Origin of the sequence: Hyphomicrobium sp. CS1BSMeth3, assembly GCF_900117415.1 — a bacterium.
GTDB lineage: Bacteria > Pseudomonadota > Alphaproteobacteria > Rhizobiales > Hyphomicrobiaceae.
In genome coordinates this window covers 2,247,361-2,263,937 of record NZ_FPEI01000006.1, presented here as the reverse complement: position 1 = coordinate 2,263,937, position 16,577 = coordinate 2,247,361, and the positions used below count along the sequence as shown (strand labels likewise).

Below are 16,577 nucleotides of genomic sequence, written 5' to 3'. Positions count from 1 at the left end.
TCCCAAAGAAAACTCGCGTGGGTACTGCGCGGTGCTTGCTAGTGAATGCGCTTCTTCCAGCGTGAGTTGCCGTCGTACCTAAGCAACGCTCTCACGTACGGCAGAAATGATCGTGGACACCTCGCTGTCGGATAGGGACGGCGAGATCGGCAGGCTCACGGTCTGGCGTCCGATGCGGCTGGCATGAGGAAAGTCCGATGCCCGCCAGCCGAAGAGGCTTTGGTACACGGGATGCTCGGCAAGGCATAGATAGTGGACGCCGGTGCCGACCAGTCTGCGATTGAGGCTCTCGATGAAGTCCTCGCGATCGATGCCGGCGCGATCGCGATCCACAAGCACGGTATACAGGTGACGCGCGTGTTTCACGCCCTCAGCCGCGCGCGTCGGCAGCACGAGCGGCAGATCCTCAAAAGCGCGGTCGTATGTGTTCCATATCTCCGTGCGTCGGCGCCAGAAGTCATCGAGGCGTCGGATCTGGTGCAGACCGATCGCTGCATTCAGATCCGTCATGTTGTATTTGTAGCCGACCTCCGTGACCAGGTAGTGCCGGAACCTCGGGTCAATGAACCTCTTCCAGGCATCCTTGGACATGCCGTGCAGGGCCAAGGATCTCAATCGCTCGGCGTCGGCCTCGCTGCGCGTCAGGATAATGCCGCCTTCGCCGGTGGTCATATTCTTGTTGGGATAGAAGCTGAAGCAACCAAAGTCGCCAATGCATCCGGCTGGCTGGCCCCGATACTCCGTCTCGATTGCGTGCGCACAATCTTCGATCACCTTGAGATTATGCTGCGTCGCGATTCTGCCGATGGCATCCATTTCACAGGGTAGTCCGGCGAAGTGCACGGGCAGAAGGGCCTTCGTGCGTGGCGTGAGCTTGCGCTCAATCTGCTCAGGGTCGATGTTCATCGTGCGCGGATCGATGTCCGCCAGCACTGGCCGCGCGCCCGCATGAATGATCGCGTTCACGGTTGCGCAGAATGTCAGGGGCGTTGTGATGACCTCATCGCCTTCGCCGATCCCGGCCGCGACCAATGAGAGATGCAATGCAGCAGTGCAGGAGTTGACGGCAACAGCATACGGAGATCGTTTGTGCGCGGCAAATTCCCGCTCGAAGCGCGCCACCCGTGGGCCAGTTCCTATCCACCCCGACCTGAGAGTGTCGATGACCTCTTCGATCTCTTCATCACCGATAGAAGGGGTGCCGAAGATGATGCGCTTTGGGGACATTGTCAGCCCTCTCGAAAAGGAACTTACACCCGCGCTAACATCTCTCCACTGCCCTTTCAAATACTTATCCGCACCTCTCAATCCAGATACTGTTGAGATCCATTTCGGTCAGTAGTCGAGCACCCAAGTCCACGCTGCCTTGCCATTCGGCTTAGTCGGTGTGCTCGATGCGGCGCTGAAGTTCGCTCGCCAGGCCGATTGTCGGCTTGGCTGCAGGCCGGCGAAAGGTACCTGCTGTCGCCTTGCTCGTACCTAGGGCCAGCACAGATTCCGCCAGCTTCACGGCAGCCTGCACTTGATCTACGACCGGAACAGGGATGCGGGACTTCACTTTCTTCGCAAGTCCCGCAAGTGGCGCGCCCGCGAGGATGACGACATCGGCCTCGAGCTCCGTGACTGCGCGATTGGCCAATTCAACGAGTAGCTCTTCCTTCTCCTCCTGCACGTCGGAGATCGACCGGAAGGCACCGTCGAGCATGCGGATGCCAGCGCAGCGCCCCGTGAGGCCGTGCATTTCCACGCACTCGCGGTACCAAGGACCAAGTGCACTCGCGAAGGTGACAATCGCGAAGGAACGTCCGAGCATACAGGCAGCCAGCATCGCCGCCTCGGCCATCCCGATGACGGGGATGTCGAAGAGCTCACGCGCCGCCAACAATCCAGGATCTCCGAAAGCGGCAATGATCGCTGCATCGACATTGCGATGCTGCTCAGCGAGCATTTCCAAGGCGACCGCGCCGCCGATCTGTGCCTCCGCGCGTGTTGCGATATAGGGCACGCCGCGTGATGCCGTCAGAGGAATGAGCACCGTGTCAGGCGCGGTGACTTCGACCGCTGCTTGGTAGAGCCGGTCCGTGATGGCAGGCGTGGTATTCGGGTTCAGCATCAGAATTCGCATCTCTAGCACCTCGCATAGTCATTGATCGGCGCGAGAATGCGCTCAGCTTCCGTCGCAGCCGCAAGTACCGTTCGATCACGCCCGCGCCGGCTCGCGATTTGCATCCCGACCGGCAAGCCGTCGCGCCCACGACCGCATGGTATCGAGATCGCGGGCACAAGCGCGTGATTGAAGAGCGGCGTGAACACGGCGTGCCCGCGCGGGGGCACATCCACACCGCCAATTTGCTTGGGGCCGAGTTCGGTCAGCGGCCACGCCACACAGGGCGCAGTCGGACAGAGCAGCAGGTCATAACCCGCGAAGAACTGCGCGACCGTGCGTTTGATCGCGGCGCTCGCCTCGAGGGCGCGGCCCACATCGGCGCCGGTCAGTGACATTCCGCGCTCGATCTGCACGGCAATATCGGGATCGAATAGATCCGGCGTTCGTCGCCAAGTCTCACCGTGAATAGCTGCGAGGCCTGCAGCTTGCAAGGGCATGATGGAGGCTTCGCCGATCCCGGTCGGCCATTGAACTTCAGTGTGCTCGATTTTCCAGCCAGCCTTTGCCAAGCGATCTACACCATCTGCAATTGCGGCTTCGACATCGCTATCGATTGGCGCACCGAGGCCCAGGTCTCGACAGAATGCAGCGCGCAACTGCCGGGGCTCGGGGGCTGAGCGAGCCTCAATGGCCGCGCTCTCAACATCGCGCGCATCGGCACCCACCACCACATCGAATAGGGCCGCGACGTCGGCAACTGAACGCCCCATGGGCGCCAAAACCGAGATTCCCCAGAAAGGTTCTGGAAAACCGGGGCCATAGGGAATTGCCCCGAACGAAGGTTTGAAGCCGACGGTTCCAGTATGCGCAAGCGGCCGCCTGCCGGAGCCGCCGCCGTCTGTCCCAAGTGCAATCGGAGCAAAATCAGCGGCAAGCGCCGCGGCATTGCCACCGGAAGAGCCGCCCGGTGTCAGGGTTACGTTCAACGGGTGGTGTGTCGGCCCATGTAGTGGGCTGTTGGTCACGCCTTTGCAGGCGAACTCGGGAGAATTGCCGATTCCAATGATGACGGCACCGGCCTGGCGCAAGCGCGCGACAGCGATGGCGTCCTCTGGCGCGACATGGTCGGCGAAGAGCCGCGATCCCTGCGAAATTCTTCGCCCGGCCGCCCAAATGTTGTCTTTGACGATGACAGGCACGCCCGCCAGAGGCATGGTTTCACCGGCCTGCATTCGTCGGCGTACGTCCAGCGCTTCGCCGCGGGCGATCTGCGGATCGAAGCGCACGAGAGCATTTAGGCTCGGATTTCTTTCCAGAATACGGGCGACAAATACGTCAGTGACCTCCACCGGGTCAGCCGCCTTGCCGTTTACCGCAGCCGCAATTTCTCGCGCACTCTTGCGAAGCATCGAATAGTCCTCAGCAGCACTTCATATGGGTGACGCCCATCCAGACACATTTGACGAGCGACAGTACGGCTCTAATCGATAGGCGTTAGCCTCGTGAGCCTGCTGGGATTGGGCTCGGCAAGGTAGAGCCGGCCCTGCTTGTCGCCCCAGATGCCGTGAGCACCGTTTAGGACTGGCCGGCAACGTCCAAGCCGACGACCATCGGGCGCAAGCATGGCGAGCGTCGGAACGAGATCCGTCACGTAGAGATTGTCGTCGGCATCACCCCAAACATCCATGGGCTTGCGGAACCCCGTCCACACGTCGAGCAGATCTCCATCCGGCGTGAACACCTGCAGGCGATTGTTTTCTCGATCGACGATGACAACTCTGCCGTCGCTCATGACCCAGACAGCATGCGGATTCACGAATTGCCCCGGCTCCTCGCCGAGGCTGCCCCACGATCGCAGCAACCTTCCGTCTGGCGAAAAGCGATGCACGCTATGGCCGGCATAACCGTCGGAGACATAGATTTCGCCCTTCGGCGTGATCGCCACGTCCGTTGGATGGTTGAAAGGCTCCAGCGGCGCATATCGCTTGCCGAGGCCGCCGATGCGCTCGCCGTTGGATCGACAGATGACCACCTCGTGGACATCACGATCGACAATGAACAGGCGATCGTCGGGCGCCGCCGCGAGCATATGAGAGTCCGCAATGAGCTTCTCGCCCCAGGCGCCAAGCCGCTCCCCTTCCGGCGAGAGCTCGATAACGCGCGGGCTCGTCGTATCGGAGAGCGGATCCCAACGTAGGATCACGAACACGTGGCCACGCGAGTCGACCGTCACGTCGCTAACTGGTCCAGCGGGAAGGTCACCCCAAGGCCGCTCGACGCGATAGCGCCTCTCCCCGAGAGCGACCACGAGAGTGCCTGTTCGCATAGCAGCCTCCTGCATACCTTTCGTGCGTGCCCGTTGCTTAGGCACGTGTTAGATGCTCATAATGCAGTCGGAATAGCCACACCGAAAGGGGGAAGACGCGGTGGACTACGATCTCCTCATACGTGGCGGCACAGTGGTCTCGGCGCAGGACATGGCCAAGGCTGATGTCGCCATTTCCGGCGGTCAAGTCGTAGCGGTTGGCGCGCTCGGCGGAAGTGCGCGCGAAGTGATCGACGCGAGCGGGATGCTCGTCATGCCTGGCGGCGTCGACACGCATGTCCACCTTGCTCAGCGCTCGCGCGGTCCCGAGATGTGCGATGACTTCCGCACGGGCAGCGCATCTGCCGCGGCAGGTGGAACGACGACGGTCGTTTGCTTTGCTTGGCAAGGCAAGGGCGAGTCGCTCGCTGAGGTGGTGAAGGACTACCATCAGCGTGCGCGCCAATCGATGGTGGACTACGCATTCCACCTGACGATCACGGATGCAACGCCTGCAGTCCTGGATCAGGAGCTGCCTTCGCTGGTCGAAGAGGGCAATCGTTCGATCAAGATCTTCATGACGTATGACGGTGTTCGCCTGGACGATGCGGCCGTCATTCGTGTGCTGGCTGCCGCCCGACGCAACAAAGCGCTCGTCTGCGTCCACGCGGAGCATCATGATCTCATTTCCTGGATGGGAGAGCAGCTCGTCGCGGCTGGCCTTACAGCGCCCAAGTATCACCCTTGGGGCAAGCCGATGATCGCAGAGCGCGAGGCGGTGAATCGGATCGTCGCGCTGGCAGAAGCGTTGGATGTGCCGATCCAGGTTTTCCACGTATCAGGTGCGCAATCTGCTGAGGAAATCGCGCGTGCCCAGGCACGGGGCCTTAAAGTCTGGGGCGAGACGTGCGTACACTACCTGACGCTCGTCGCCGAGGATCTCGATCGGCCCGGTTTCGAGGGCGCAAAGCTGGTGTTTGGGCCACCCGCGCGCACGAAGGCCGACCAAGAAGCGCTTTGGGACTACATGCGCCGCGGCATCATCGAGGTTATCTCATCAGATCACGCGCCGACGCGCTACGATGATCCGAAGGGCAAGAAGTTTGCGGGCGAGGATGGGCCGTTCACCCAAATACCGAACGGCATCCCAGGCCTCGCCGCGCGCCTGCCGGTATTGTTCACCGAGGGCGTCACGAAGGGGCGCATCGATCCGCCGACATTCGTTCGTCTCGTCTCGACTAATCCGGCCAAGCTCGTCGGGTTGCATCCCAAGAAGGGCGCGATCGCGCCGAGCAGCGACGCCGATGTCGTCATCTGGGATCCCGCGAAATCCGTGACGCTGACCAACGAGCGAATGCATCACGGCGGAGACTACACGCCTTACGAGGGATATCAGGCAACTGGATATCCGGTCCGCGTGCTCGTTCGTGGCGTTACGGTCTTCGATGACGGCAAGGTCGTCGGGAAGGCGGGACACGGCAGCTACCTTCCGCGCGCGCCTTACGCAAAGATCACACCACTCGGTCGCTTCCCCACGCCATTCAACCCTGTCGATCGCAAAATCGTCTGATCGACCGGGCTCTCACGTCTCAATGGCGATGACACTTAGCCGGTCGTCGCAGAATCCCCACAGATGAGTGCGTCCTGTCAGCGATCTACCGAACGCTAAATGGCATCTCGGATCACAGGAGAACATCCCCATGAGCAAGAAGACCACATTCTCGCGGCGTCAGGTTCTTGCTGGCGCTTCGGCAGTAGGCGTTGTCGGTTTTCCCAATATCGTTCGCGCCCAGACGCGAGAGATCTTCATCGGCGGCCCCGCCACGCCGGGCCTTACTGACGGCCTCTTCCCGCTGATCGAGAAGAAGCTCAATGTGAAGGTGCTCTACGAGGGCACGAACTCGCTCATCAACCTCGAGAAGATCCGCTCGAACAAGGCGCGTCCAACGATGACGCTGACCATGATGGACGACCCGGTCCTCATCCTCGCCGAGCGTGAGAAGGTGATCAAGAAGCTGCCGGCCGACGTCACGAATCTCGCAGATCTTCCGGCCGGGGCCAAGCCGCGCGATGCCATGTGGGCCAATTGGTGCCAGCCCCTGTGCAGCTTCTCCTACAATACCCAATCGCTGCCGAAGGGCCTGGACTCCTATGCTGAGGCCTGGGATCCGAAATTCAAGGAGCGCATCATCATCATCTCGATGCGCATTACGCAGGCCATCGCCCCACTGCTCGCTGCCACGCACCACGTCACCAAGAAACCGCTCGATCAGTGCATGCCAGACTGGCAGCAGGGCATCGAGCGCATGAAGCAGCTCAAGCCCAATATCATCCAGGTGTCGACGAACGCACCGCAGGCCCAGCAGCTCCTCGAAACCGGCGAGTGCGATCTCTACATGGCGCCCGACTCGCGCACGACACTGCAGCGCAAGTCGAAGGGCGCGCCGGTCGATCAAGGCAAGCCGAAGGAGGGCATCCTTGCGATGCCGGCCGGCATCGCGCTCGTCGAAGGTGGACCGAACCAGGACATCGGCATCCAGTTCCTGAACGAGATGCTGAGCCCCGACATCCAGGCTTACATCGCCAAGACCTTCTTCTCGAAGCCCACGAACAGCAAGACGGTACTCCCTGCGGATCTCTCGTTCCCCGACCTCGTCGCGCTGGATTGGGAGTATTTCGCCGACAATCGCAACGCCATGATCGAGCGCTTCGAGCGGGAGGTCTCCGCAAGGTGAACGTCGTAGCACGCGAAGCTGCACACGCACGGGCGACGCCCAGAAGCGACCGCTATCTCGACGTGGCCGCTGTCACGAAGCGGTTCGGGGCGGCGACGGTCCTGAAGGATCTCGACATCAGCGTCGCCCGCTCCGAATTCATCTCCCTGCTCGGCCCTTCGGGGTGCGGCAAGACCACGTTGTTGCGATTGATCGCCGGCCTCATGAAGCCTGATGGGGGCCGGATTGCGATCGGTGGCAACGATCTGACGCAGGTTCCGGCGCACAAGCGAAACATCGGCGTCGTGTTCCAGAACTACGCCCTGTTTCCGCATCTGAGCGTCGAGCAGAACGTCGCCTTCGGGCTCGAGGCGCAGAGAACGCTCAAGGCAGAGATCGGGGGGCGCGTGCAAAACGCGCTCGCCCTCGTGCGCATGCAGGCCTTCGCGGAAAGGCGCATTTCCGCGCTTTCAGGCGGGCAGCAGCAGCGCGTAGCGGTGGCCCGTGCGCTCGTCGTCAAGCCGTCACTCCTGCTGCTCGACGAACCGTTCAGCGCGCTCGATCGAAAACTGCGCGAGACGATGCAGATCGAGCTGCGACACCTTCTGAGAGACCTCGAGATCACATCCATCTTCGTGACGCATGACCAGGATGAGGCGCTCGTCATGAGCGACCGCATTGCCGTGATGAACGAAGGACGCATCGAGCAGCTTGGGACGCCGGACGAAGTCTATAGCTCGCCGGCAAGCCTGCACGTGCTCGAGTTCGTCGGCCAGTCGACACGTATTGGCGGAACTGCCAGCGCTTCGGGCCAAGGCGGCGATGTCGGCATTGAGACACCCATCGGCCAGATCCGCGCGTCAATGCGCAGGAATAGTGGCCCGACCGGGAAAGTCGTTGTTGGCATTCGCCCTGAATGCATTGCTCTCGGCGAGCGGCCCGGCGCCGACTTCAACGAGATCACAGCAGAGCTCGCCGATATCGTCTTTTTCGGATCCAAGACGGCTCTGCATTTCAAGCCTCCGGCAATGGAGGATCGCATTCAAGTAGAAGTCGCGCGCCTTCCTTCGGGCGTCGCTCCGGGTGCCGCGCTCAAGCTGCATTGGCCGATTGCCGAAACAATGGTGTACCCAACGCCATGACGACGATTGGAATGGAGACCCAGGTCACCGCGCCACCGCGCCGCCGGTTACTCCAGCTCGACGCGCCAGCAATCATGGTGCTACCCGGGCTCGTGTTCATGGTCGTGGCATTCGCAATCCCGGTCCTCATTCTGGTCGCTGACAGTTTCCGCGACGCCAGCGGGCTCAGCCTGGCAGGATATCGGAAAGTGCTCGGCGATCCCTACTACATCGGGATCATATGGAATTCCCTGCAGCTCGGTCTGATCACTACGATCGGAAGCTTGCTGATCGGTTATCCCGCTGCGTTCGCGCTTTCGCGAGCGCCTGCTCGGCTTCAGGTCCTTCTCTTCGCCCTCATCTTCCTACCCCTGACCGTCAGCATCATCGTCAAGACGTTCGGTCTCGCGATCATGATGCGAAGAGATGGAATCCTGAATTGGCTGCTGCTCAACTTGGGCTTTATCGAGCGCCCGATGCGGCTAGTGTTCACCGAGTTCGCGCTCTACTTCGGCATGATCAATGTGTTTCTGCCATTGATGATCCTGCCGATCTATTCCGTCATGCGTCAGCTCGATCCCCGGCTCACTGACGCTGCGGCTTCTCTCGGCGCGGGGCCGGTAACGACATTTTTGAGGGTCACGCTGCCACTGACGATGCCCGGCGTCGTTGCTGGAATTTCCCTCGTGTTCTCTATTTCGGTGGCTGCGTACGTGACGCCGGGCCTGCTCATCGGCGATCGCTTCATGACGATGTCGCAGGTCATGGCCAAGGCGTACCTCAACATCCGTGACTTCAATCTGGGTGCCAGCATGGCCGTTGTCATGCTCGTCGTCGCCGTCACGATCGTATTCACGTCGACCTACTTCGCCGAGCCCGCGAGCCGCAGAGGGCGCAAGGGATGATGATACCTCGCATCTCATTCGCGCTGTGCTGGGTCATGCTGGGCCTCGTACTCATGTTTCTCTTCACGCCGATCGTGATCGTTGTGGCGGTGTCCTTCACGGAGTCGGCCGTCTTCTCGTTTCCGCCGCAGGGCTTCTCCCTCAAGTGGTACTATTCGATCCGCAACGCCGACGGGCTTCTCGCATCGGCGTGGCTCTCCGCGCAGGTCGCCTTCATCTCGACTCTCATTTCGCTTGTTCTGGGAACGCTCTGCGCTATCGCTGTCGTCCGCCGGATGGTCCCCGGCGGTGACGCCATCGCAACATTCATGGCGTCGCCGCTGATGATCCCCGGATTGGTCCTAGGCATCGCATTCCTGCAGTCCGCGCGCCTTATCGGCCTGAATGATGCCTACGCGACCCTGCTCATCGCACACATCGTGCTGACGATGCCATTCATCATGCGGACAGTGCTCGCCAGCCTGTCCATGTTCGATTTCTCGATGGTGGATGCCGCGCGGATGCTGGGATGCTCATATCCCAGGGCGCTATGGCGCGTGCTCGTGCCGAACATTCTGCCGGGCGTGATGTCGGGCGCGCTGTTCGCCTTTATCGCCTCATTCGACAACTATCCGATCTCGATCTTCCTGGTCGATGTGCACACGAAGACACTGCCCATCCAACTCCTGAACCAGCTGGAGATGTCGCCTGATCCGACGGTTGCTGCAACGTCAGCTCTTTTGATCATGGCGACAATCGTGGCTCTGATCGTTTGCGACAGGCTGGTCGGTCTGAAGCGAATGACGACGATTTAATCATACGATACTCGCATCCGCTGCTTTCCGGCAGCCATCTCGCCGTTCTTGAGCGTAGTGTCCTATTCGATCCAGCGCTTGCCGCTTTCGCCCTTCTTGATGAGGCAAGAGAGATATCCTTTCGGGATTTGGCGTCGGCCAGCGCGGGCTAGGACGCGACGACGAGCCGATGCGACCGTCCGCGCGGCGCGCTTCCGTCGTGATAGCGTGCGGCGAGCGCTGGGACGGCGCTGGCGAGATCGGCTGTGAAGGCGGCGCGGTCGGCGGGCGACTGGAAGCGGATGACGGTGTCGATCGAAAGCGTGGCGAAACGCCCCACCGGGCTCGGAAAGTACGATCTTCTAGGAGGTCCAACCAAAAGCCGGCGAGGGCTGCCGGCCGAGCTTACAATATTGGCTATGCCGAATCTGACGATCCGGCACCATGATCTCCTGCAGAGCTATCAAGTGTCGAACCTGGAGACATTAGACGGGGCCCTCATCCCATCTCAACCCGTCGGGGAGTGCGGTCGCTAGGCGTTCACCAAATGCCTGGCACCAGCCGAAATCGCGTGCGTCGCACATAGTTGGCGTAGCCCTCGAGCTCGGCGTGCAGCAGTGCATCCTCCCAGTGGGTCCGCAGGATCAGAAGCGCGCTCGCCCAGGCAGCCGGGACCAACGCCCACCACGACGCCAGGGCGAGCGCGAGGCCGGCAAAGATCATGAGCGCGCCAACATAGCCAGGGTGGCGCACGATCGCATAGGGTCCGGACGTGATCACGTGCTGGCCGCGCTCGCGCTGGATGCGCACGCCGGGCTCGAAGAAACGGTTGACCGCCTGCGCCCAGGTGCTAAGCGCGATACCCGCGCCAAGCAGAGCGTAGCCGAGGACGACAATCGGGAACGGTACGGCCGACCAGAACAGTCTGCCGGCGTCGAGGGTGGCGAGGGGAATCTCGGCGACCATGGCGGGCAGCATTAGCCAAAGCAGGATCTTGTCCCAGTGCTTCGTGCCGGGCTGGAAGCGGCTGCGTGCCCGATAGATGATGGGATTGATGCGCCACAAAATGAGAGCCGACACGGCAAAAGCCACGACCACGAAGGCTATGAAGACCCATCCGGGCGGCCAGTCGAGACGGCCGACGGGTCCGAAAACGAGCGCAAGCAACGCCAGCGGCAGACCGATCGCGTAGGCGAGCGCGGCGCCGCGGGGCATAGGTTCGGGCTCGCTGACGCTCATTCCTCAAGTTCCCATGCCGGATCGGATGCGGTGATGGAGCCGCGCCCGGCCTCCATGATAGTCCGACCTTCATGGCGACGCTTCATCTCATCTGCGGATGCCCGGCTCAGGCAGAAGCACTTTAGCGCGGACGCTTGAGAAGAATGGGGCAGGAGGGCCGCCTCTTTCCAGACGAGTGGATGCTTACGGCGGAAGCGTTCAGGCTTACTGCCGCCGCGAATATCTGGAGGGCAGAGTTGTCGCGAACTTCGAAGCGCGCAATCCGATCATGAGCGAGGCCGCGTCCGGTTCGCTGATTGTGATCTCGGGCATTATCGAGGCGTCAATAACGCGCAGGCCTTCGCACCGCGATGCGGGATTTTTAGGGCAGCATAAAAATGGCAGAGCTTATATTGTCGGCACAGTGAGGCGAGGAACTGCCGCAGCATCCGCCGCGCGATCCAACGCCCAGACGGCGTCAATGAGCGGCTGCACATCATGGGTGGGGCACCAACCGGCCGCGAGCCTGTGCAACTTTTCCTCGATTTCACTATCGCTCAGAGGACGAGCCAGGCTGCCCCGAGCGGCCGGCACCGCAAGGGCGTGCACCGTCCCATCCTTCATCTCGATCCGCAGAGCGGCTGCCTCTACGGCAATGCCCGCATCCCGTTCGACTTGGACTTTCGCTCGCAGGGCTAGGGCTGCAGGATCGCGTACGCATGTATCCGTATATTGCGCCAGACATGCCTCTCCGAACAAGAGTGCGGCCGCCACGCTGTGCTGAACGCTCACCTGGGCTTCGCGTCCCGATGTCACGTGCGGGCGGTCCGTCCGCGCTGCGAGCAGGGGATGGCCGCGAACCACGATGCGCTCGATATTGTCGGGCGCGAGCACGTGCTCTTGACGGAGTGCCAACACTGCATCGATGACAGGATGGACGACGATGCCCGCTGGATATGGCTTGTAAGTGTTCTGAAGAAGCTCCCAGGTCTCTCCCAACTCCCGCGTTAGAGCCGACCAGTCGGGGGCAGAGGGGGCGAGAGCATTGAAATAGCCCTGCTTCCCCTCGAGCGGCGCAGGTGGTCCGCGAAAGCCGCGCTCTGCGAGGAGTGCGGACCACAATCCATTGCGCGCGGCATTGCCGACGCTCAGGCTCTTCGCCGGGGTGCCGAGACACTCGACGAGGCCGCCGGTCTGTGTCGCAGCCGAGCCCAGCGACCAGATCAATTGATCTGCATCGAGTGAAAGCAGCTTCCCAGCCGCAGCCGCCGCTCCGAGACAGCCGCAGGTGGACGTAATGTGCCATCCGCGCGCGTAGTGCTCCGGTGAAATGGCATTGCCGACCCGGCATTCGATCTCCACGCCGAGCGCAAAGGCAAGAAGGAGCTCGCGTCCGGACACGGATCGCAGCTCGGCAAGGGCGAAAAGCGCAGGCAAGATCGGCGCAGTCGGATGGATGACCGTGCGCAGGTGCGTGTCGTCGAAATCGAAGACATTGCCGCTCGCCGCGTTGAGGAATGCCGCGCTGAGCGCGTCGAGCCTCTCCGTGCGTCCGATGACGGTCGCCTGTTCCACTCCCGAGAACGCGGCGAGGGAGGCGAGTGTATGCTCCACCGCATCCTCGCGGCATCCGGCGAGCGCCGTCGCCATGAAGTTGAGAATAGAGCGTTTGGCCTCGTGCCGGACGCGCTCCGGAAGTCGTTCCCATGTCGTGTCGACAATGAGCTCGGCGAAGGTTCTCGAGATGCCTGAGGGACGGGTCATGGCGCGCAGTAGCCGCTGTGTGTGGGAGCTTCAACAAGGAGCCTCGGAGGTCCGGGCCACGCCGCTCGGCGCGCGCTCTGACCGGATTGGACCTATATCAGCATTGTCCTCGAGGGCTGTATGCAGAAATGAAGTACCGAACGGGGATCAGATCGTGCGATAAAGCCGGCCAAGCTGCGCAGCTGTCCCAAGACAGCGCCAATCAAAACGGGTTCCAGGGAGCGAAACAAATGAAACGCATTTGCAGCCTCATCTTTGCCGCCATGATCGCCGCCGTGCCGATGGCTGCCCAGGCAGAAGTGACGGAACTGCGCATACCGATGGGCGCCGGCGGCTTCGGCTTCTTGCCGCTCCACATGATGAAAGAGCACAAGCTCATCGAGAAGCATTCCGCCACAGCCGGGGTGCCCGTCACAGTGAACTGGGCCAACATCGGCGGCCCCTCGGTGATGAACGAGGCCCTTCTCTCAGGCTCGGCGGACTTCATCTCGGCCGGCCCTCCAGCGTTCCTCACGCTCTGGGATCGCACCAAGGGTACGCCCATCGAGGTGAAGGCTGCCGCCGGCATGAGCTCGATGCCGATGTACCTCAATACGAGCGCCGAGCATCTGAAATCCCTCGACGACATCAAGCCCGAGGACAAGATCGCCGTCACTGCCGTAAAGGTCTCGATCCCCTCGATCATCATGCAGATGCATGCGCTCGCGAAGTACGGAAAGGCCGAAGCCTTTCGCTTCGACCGCAATACCGTCTCCATGACGCACCCCGATGGCGTGATCGCCATGCTCACCGGCAACAAGCAGATCACCGCGCACTACACCTCGCCGCCGTTTCATCACCGCGAGATCAAGGAAAAGAATATTCGGACCATCCAGACCACGAGCGACGTCATGGGCGGATCGACCACCTTCACCATGATCTCGACCACCGAGCGATTCCAAAAGGCCAATCCGAAGGTCTTCAGCGCTTTCCTCGCGGCGCTGAAGGAATCCATGCAGATGATCGCCGCCGACAAGCCGGGCGCCGCCAAAGTCCTGCTCGCCTCTATGGGCGGCAAGGGCTGGGAAATCGACGAGCTCGTCGCAATTCTCAATGACAAAGACATCAAGTACACGACCGCATCCGAAAACCTGATGAAGTATGCCGAATTCATGCACGGCATCGGCACGCTCAAGAACAAGCCGGCATCGTGGAAGGAGATGTTCTTTCCCGAGATGCACAATCAGGACGGAAACTGACGTCTGTCGCGACGTATCTCGTGCATCTCAAGTGCATTTCACCTAGGCGGGCCGCCGACGCCCGCCTCAGCTTTCTCACTAGGCGCCTCCATGCACGACAGACTTGGCAGTGAATCTCTGCTCACGGTGCAGGGCGTGACGCTGCAGTATCGCACGCGCGATCATCTGGTCACCGCAACCTACCGCGTGAGCTTCGACGTCCATCGCTCGGACCGGTTCGTGATCGTCGGCCCCTCGGGATGCGGAAAATCGACACTGCTCAAGGCGGTCGGCGGCTATATCCGCCCCGTCGAAGGCGAGATCCGTCTGAACGGCGCCCCGATCACCAAGCCCGGACCGGACCGCGTTCTCGTGTTCCAGGAGTTCGACCAGCTCCTCCCGTGGAAGACAGTGAAGCAGAACATCATGTTCGCGCTCACGGCGAGCGGCCGCATGGGGAGCCGTGAGGCGGAGGAGCGCGCCATGCATTACATCGCCAAGGTGAATCTGACCAGCTTTGCCGACAGCTATCCGCACACGCTCTCCGGCGGCATGAAGCAGCGCGTTGCCATCGCGCGCGGCATGGCCATGGAGCCGGAAATCCTTCTTATGGACGAGCCGTTTGCAGCACTCGACGCGCTCACACGCGGTAAGATGCAGGAGGAGCTGCTTCAGTTGTGGGACGACACCAAGTTCACCGTCCTCTTCGTCACCCACTCCATTCCCGAAGCTGTGCGCATCGGCAGCCGCATCCTGCTGTTGAGTGCCCATCCCGGGCAGGTGAAAGCCGAGATGAACAGCTCCGGCGCGGACACTTTGGACGCGAGCGGCAAGCCGCTTGTCCAAAAGATCGAGGATTTGCTGTTCGACGCCCCGGCGAGCCAGAGGAGTGCCACCCATGTCTGATGCCACTTCCGGCACGGTGTCCTCGCGGCCCGAAATCTTCAATACCGTGTCGACCTCGGGTCTCGGTGTCGTCCAGCAGCCGCTTGGCGTGTGGGAGCGTCTGATCGGCTTTGCCGCCGTGCGCAAGTCGATCCTGCTCGTGCTGATCGCGCTGGCCTGGGAGCTCTATGCCCGCTGGCTCGGCAATAGTCTGCTCTTTCCGACCTTCCTCGATACGGTCTCCGCCCTGATCGCGGGGCTTGCTTCCGGCGAGCTCGCGCGATCCACGTGGTTCAGCATCAAGCTGCTGCTTCAGGGCTATGTGATCGGCCTTGTGCTCGCTGCTGTATTCACTGCCTTTGCGAGCGCGACGCGCATCGGCGCTGATCTCCTCGAAACTCTGACCTCGATGTTCAATCCGTTGCCATCGATCGCCCTTCTGCCGCTGGCCATGATCTGGTTCGGCCTCGGCAATCCGAGCATCGTCTTCGTTCTCATCCACGCTGTGTTGTGGTCGGTGGCGCTCAATACACATGCCGGCTTCCGCGCGGTCAGCCCCACGTGGCGCATGGTGGGACAGAACTACGGCCTCAGTAAAGTCGGCTACGTCGCCCGAATTCTCATTCCAGGTGCGTTTCCAAGCATCCTCACCGGCCTCAAGATCGGCTGGGCATTTGCGTGGCGCACATTGATTGCGGCGGAGCTTGTCTTCGGCGCGAGCGGCGGTGATGGCGGGCTTGGCTGGTTCATTTTCCAGCACAAGAACCAGCTCGATATCCCTGGCGTATTCGCAGGCCTGCTGACCGTGATCATCTTCGGTCTGCTGGTCGAAAACGTTGTGTTCCGTCTCGTGGAGCGCAGCACTGTCCAGCGCTGGGGCATGCAAGTCTGACTTGAGCTGCCGACGCCCTCGTGCGGGCAAGCTGCCGGAGCCGCACGTCCCGAGTGCAATAAGCTACCGCGCGAACCATCTCGACGGCAGCACCGCAATTACCATGCCGATTGCCATGCCGCCGGCCGCACCTGCCGCCGTGCCCCACAGCAGTGAAGTGCCCGCAACTTCCAGAGCATTAAACCAAGTGGTGGTCCCACTACTGAGATATTGCGCCACCAAAGCGAGTATCGGTCCGATCATGATGGAGCTCATCAGGCCTACACCCGCCGCGATATACGCCGCGGCGAAAATGGATGTGAGCCCTTTGCCGCATTCTATCGCAAATACGCGCCCGGCAATCATTCCCAGCAAAGCGGCGATTCCCGCGACCAGCGAATAGACGGTTACGTCTGTCATTTGCGGTTTGCTCCAACCCTGCCGATGGCGTCCTGACGAGCCGCCGGACGGCTTCGACCGCACGGGGCAGGGAGTCGTAGCTCAACTTCGGTCTGGCTACCATCATCTCCTCCGTAGCAAAGATCGGCGAAGGTCCGCATTGACCAGATCACCGGCCCTGATCGTTAAGGAAGGTGAGGCTGCTCCGCGGGCCGCAATCACGCTCGCCCGCCTGCTGGGCTCAAAGAATGAATTGTAGTTCACTTGCGATGAACCTAAGTTCATTTCTTGAGGCGCG

Annotated in this window: 16 protein-coding genes; 8 read left to right on the top strand and 8 right to left on the bottom strand. The window is 61.5% G+C overall.

Features of this window, described 5'->3' with window-relative positions:
* Window positions 1–78 precede the first annotated feature (78 nt).
* From CS1BSM3_RS25520 to CS1BSM3_RS25505, 4 genes are all read right to left on the bottom strand, one after another.
* On the bottom strand, window positions 79–1,227 hold the full coding sequence (locus CS1BSM3_RS25520) for a DegT/DnrJ/EryC1/StrS family aminotransferase (protein ID WP_072392692.1): 1,149 nt from the start codon (window positions 1,225–1,227) through the stop codon (window positions 79–81).
* A gap of 151 nt (window positions 1,228–1,378) precedes the next feature.
* Complete coding sequence (locus CS1BSM3_RS25515; protein ID WP_072392689.1) at window positions 1,379–2,125, bottom strand: aspartate/glutamate racemase family protein; 747 nt, start codon at window positions 2,123–2,125, stop codon at window positions 1,379–1,381.
* Window positions 2,126–2,127: 2 nt separating this feature from the next.
* On the bottom strand, window positions 2,128–3,516 hold the full coding sequence (locus CS1BSM3_RS25510) for an amidase (protein WP_072392686.1): 1,389 nt from the start codon (window positions 3,514–3,516) through the stop codon (window positions 2,128–2,130).
* Window positions 3,517–3,587: 71 nt separating this feature from the next.
* Window positions 3,588–4,433: an NHL repeat-containing protein gene (locus tag CS1BSM3_RS25505; protein WP_072392683.1), complete on the bottom strand. Its 846-nt coding sequence runs from the start codon at window positions 4,431–4,433 to the stop codon at window positions 3,588–3,590.
* A gap of 100 nt (window positions 4,434–4,533) precedes the next feature.
* Here CS1BSM3_RS25505 and hydA point away from each other — a divergent pair, with 100 nt between their 5' ends.
* From hydA to CS1BSM3_RS25480, 5 genes are all read left to right on the top strand, one after another.
* Window positions 4,534–5,982 (top strand): dihydropyrimidinase, encoded by a 1,449-nt coding sequence (gene hydA, locus CS1BSM3_RS25500; protein WP_083528900.1) that lies wholly within the window; start codon window positions 4,534–4,536, stop codon window positions 5,980–5,982.
* 130 nt (window positions 5,983–6,112) lie between these two features.
* Window positions 6,113–7,147, top strand: coding sequence for an extracellular solute-binding protein (locus tag CS1BSM3_RS25495; RefSeq protein ID WP_072392680.1), 1,035 nt, complete (start codon window positions 6,113–6,115; stop codon window positions 7,145–7,147).
* Window positions 7,144–8,268 (top strand): ABC transporter ATP-binding protein, encoded by a 1,125-nt coding sequence (locus CS1BSM3_RS25490; RefSeq protein ID WP_072392676.1) that lies wholly within the window; start codon window positions 7,144–7,146, stop codon window positions 8,266–8,268. Before CS1BSM3_RS25495 ends, CS1BSM3_RS25490 begins: the two co-directional genes overlap by 4 nt.
* On the top strand, window positions 8,265–9,152 hold the full coding sequence (locus tag CS1BSM3_RS25485; protein ID WP_072392673.1) for an ABC transporter permease: 888 nt from the start codon (window positions 8,265–8,267) through the stop codon (window positions 9,150–9,152). The genes CS1BSM3_RS25490 and CS1BSM3_RS25485 overlap by 4 nt, the downstream gene beginning before the upstream one ends.
* Complete coding sequence (locus tag CS1BSM3_RS25480) at window positions 9,149–9,946, top strand: ABC transporter permease (protein WP_244540612.1); 798 nt, start codon at window positions 9,149–9,151, stop codon at window positions 9,944–9,946. Before CS1BSM3_RS25485 ends, CS1BSM3_RS25480 begins: the two co-directional genes overlap by 4 nt.
* A 148-nt stretch (window positions 9,947–10,094) precedes the next feature.
* Here the strand turns inward: CS1BSM3_RS25480 and CS1BSM3_RS25475 are convergent, their stop codons facing one another.
* The 3 genes from CS1BSM3_RS25475 to CS1BSM3_RS25460 form a co-directional block, all read right to left on the bottom strand.
* Window positions 10,095–10,265, bottom strand: coding sequence for a hypothetical protein (locus CS1BSM3_RS25475; protein ID WP_210188831.1), 171 nt, complete (start codon window positions 10,263–10,265; stop codon window positions 10,095–10,097).
* A 200-nt stretch (window positions 10,266–10,465) separates the two neighbouring features.
* Window positions 10,466–11,164: a methyltransferase family protein gene (locus CS1BSM3_RS25470; protein ID WP_210188830.1), complete on the bottom strand. Its 699-nt coding sequence runs from the start codon at window positions 11,162–11,164 to the stop codon at window positions 10,466–10,468.
* Between the two features lie 387 nt (window positions 11,165–11,551).
* Window positions 11,552–12,907, bottom strand: a complete 1,356-nt coding sequence (locus tag CS1BSM3_RS25460) for an MmgE/PrpD family protein (RefSeq protein ID WP_072392670.1) — start codon at window positions 12,905–12,907, stop codon at window positions 11,552–11,554.
* Between the two features lie 230 nt (window positions 12,908–13,137).
* On the opposite strand from CS1BSM3_RS25460, the gene CS1BSM3_RS25455 reads away from it, so the two are divergent.
* The 3 genes from CS1BSM3_RS25455 to CS1BSM3_RS25445 all read left to right on the top strand — a co-directional run bounded on the left by CS1BSM3_RS25455 (window position 13,138) and on the right by CS1BSM3_RS25445 (window position 15,901).
* On the top strand, window positions 13,138–14,145 hold the full coding sequence (locus tag CS1BSM3_RS25455) for an ABC transporter substrate-binding protein (protein ID WP_072392667.1): 1,008 nt from the start codon (window positions 13,138–13,140) through the stop codon (window positions 14,143–14,145).
* A gap of 90 nt (window positions 14,146–14,235) precedes the next feature.
* The gene (locus tag CS1BSM3_RS25450) at window positions 14,236–15,030 is read left to right on the top strand and encodes an ABC transporter ATP-binding protein (RefSeq protein WP_072392664.1); all 795 of its coding nucleotides are present in this window, start codon (window positions 14,236–14,238) and stop codon (window positions 15,028–15,030) included.
* Window positions 15,023–15,901 carry an ABC transporter permease gene (locus tag CS1BSM3_RS25445; protein WP_072392661.1) on the top strand — a complete coding sequence of 293 codons (879 nt, stop codon included), beginning with the start codon at window positions 15,023–15,025 and terminating at the stop codon, window positions 15,899–15,901. Before CS1BSM3_RS25450 ends, CS1BSM3_RS25445 begins: the two co-directional genes overlap by 8 nt.
* A 63-nt stretch (window positions 15,902–15,964) precedes the next feature.
* Here the strand turns inward: CS1BSM3_RS25445 and CS1BSM3_RS25440 are convergent, their stop codons facing one another.
* Complete coding sequence (locus tag CS1BSM3_RS25440) at window positions 15,965–16,300, bottom strand: hypothetical protein (protein WP_072392658.1); 336 nt, start codon at window positions 16,298–16,300, stop codon at window positions 15,965–15,967.
* Window positions 16,301–16,577 lie beyond the last annotated feature (277 nt).

Bases quoted from the DNA above. Each gene is read 5' to 3' on its own strand.
- CS1BSM3_RS25520 (WP_072392692.1), bottom strand. From the start codon at position 1,227: ATGTCCCCAAAGCGCATCATCTTCGGCACCCCTTCTATCGGTGATGAA.
- CS1BSM3_RS25515 (WP_072392689.1), bottom strand. From the start codon at position 2,125: ATGCGAATTCTGATGCTGAACCCGAATACCACGCCTGCCATCACGGAC.
- CS1BSM3_RS25510 (WP_072392686.1), bottom strand. From the start codon at position 3,516: ATGCTTCGCAAGAGTGCGCGAGAAATTGCGGCTGCGGTAAACGGCAAG.
- CS1BSM3_RS25505 (WP_072392683.1), bottom strand. From the start codon at position 4,433: ATGCGAACAGGCACTCTCGTGGTCGCTCTCGGGGAGAGGCGCTATCGC.
- CS1BSM3_RS25495 (WP_072392680.1), top strand. From the start codon at position 6,113: ATGAGCAAGAAGACCACATTCTCGCGGCGTCAGGTTCTTGCTGGCGCT.
- CS1BSM3_RS25485 (WP_072392673.1), top strand. From the start codon at position 8,265: ATGACGACGATTGGAATGGAGACCCAGGTCACCGCGCCACCGCGCCGC.
- CS1BSM3_RS25480 (WP_244540612.1), top strand. From the start codon at position 9,149: ATGATGATACCTCGCATCTCATTCGCGCTGTGCTGGGTCATGCTGGGC.
- CS1BSM3_RS25470 (WP_210188830.1), bottom strand. From the start codon at position 11,164: ATGAGCGTCAGCGAGCCCGAACCTATGCCCCGCGGCGCCGCGCTCGCC.
- CS1BSM3_RS25460 (WP_072392670.1), bottom strand. From the start codon at position 12,907: ATGACCCGTCCCTCAGGCATCTCGAGAACCTTCGCCGAGCTCATTGTC.
- CS1BSM3_RS25455 (WP_072392667.1), top strand. From the start codon at position 13,138: ATGAAACGCATTTGCAGCCTCATCTTTGCCGCCATGATCGCCGCCGTG.
- CS1BSM3_RS25450 (WP_072392664.1), top strand. From the start codon at position 14,236: ATGCACGACAGACTTGGCAGTGAATCTCTGCTCACGGTGCAGGGCGTG.
- CS1BSM3_RS25445 (WP_072392661.1), top strand. From the start codon at position 15,023: ATGTCTGATGCCACTTCCGGCACGGTGTCCTCGCGGCCCGAAATCTTC.
- CS1BSM3_RS25440 (WP_072392658.1), bottom strand. From the start codon at position 16,300: ATGACAGACGTAACCGTCTATTCGCTGGTCGCGGGAATCGCCGCTTTG.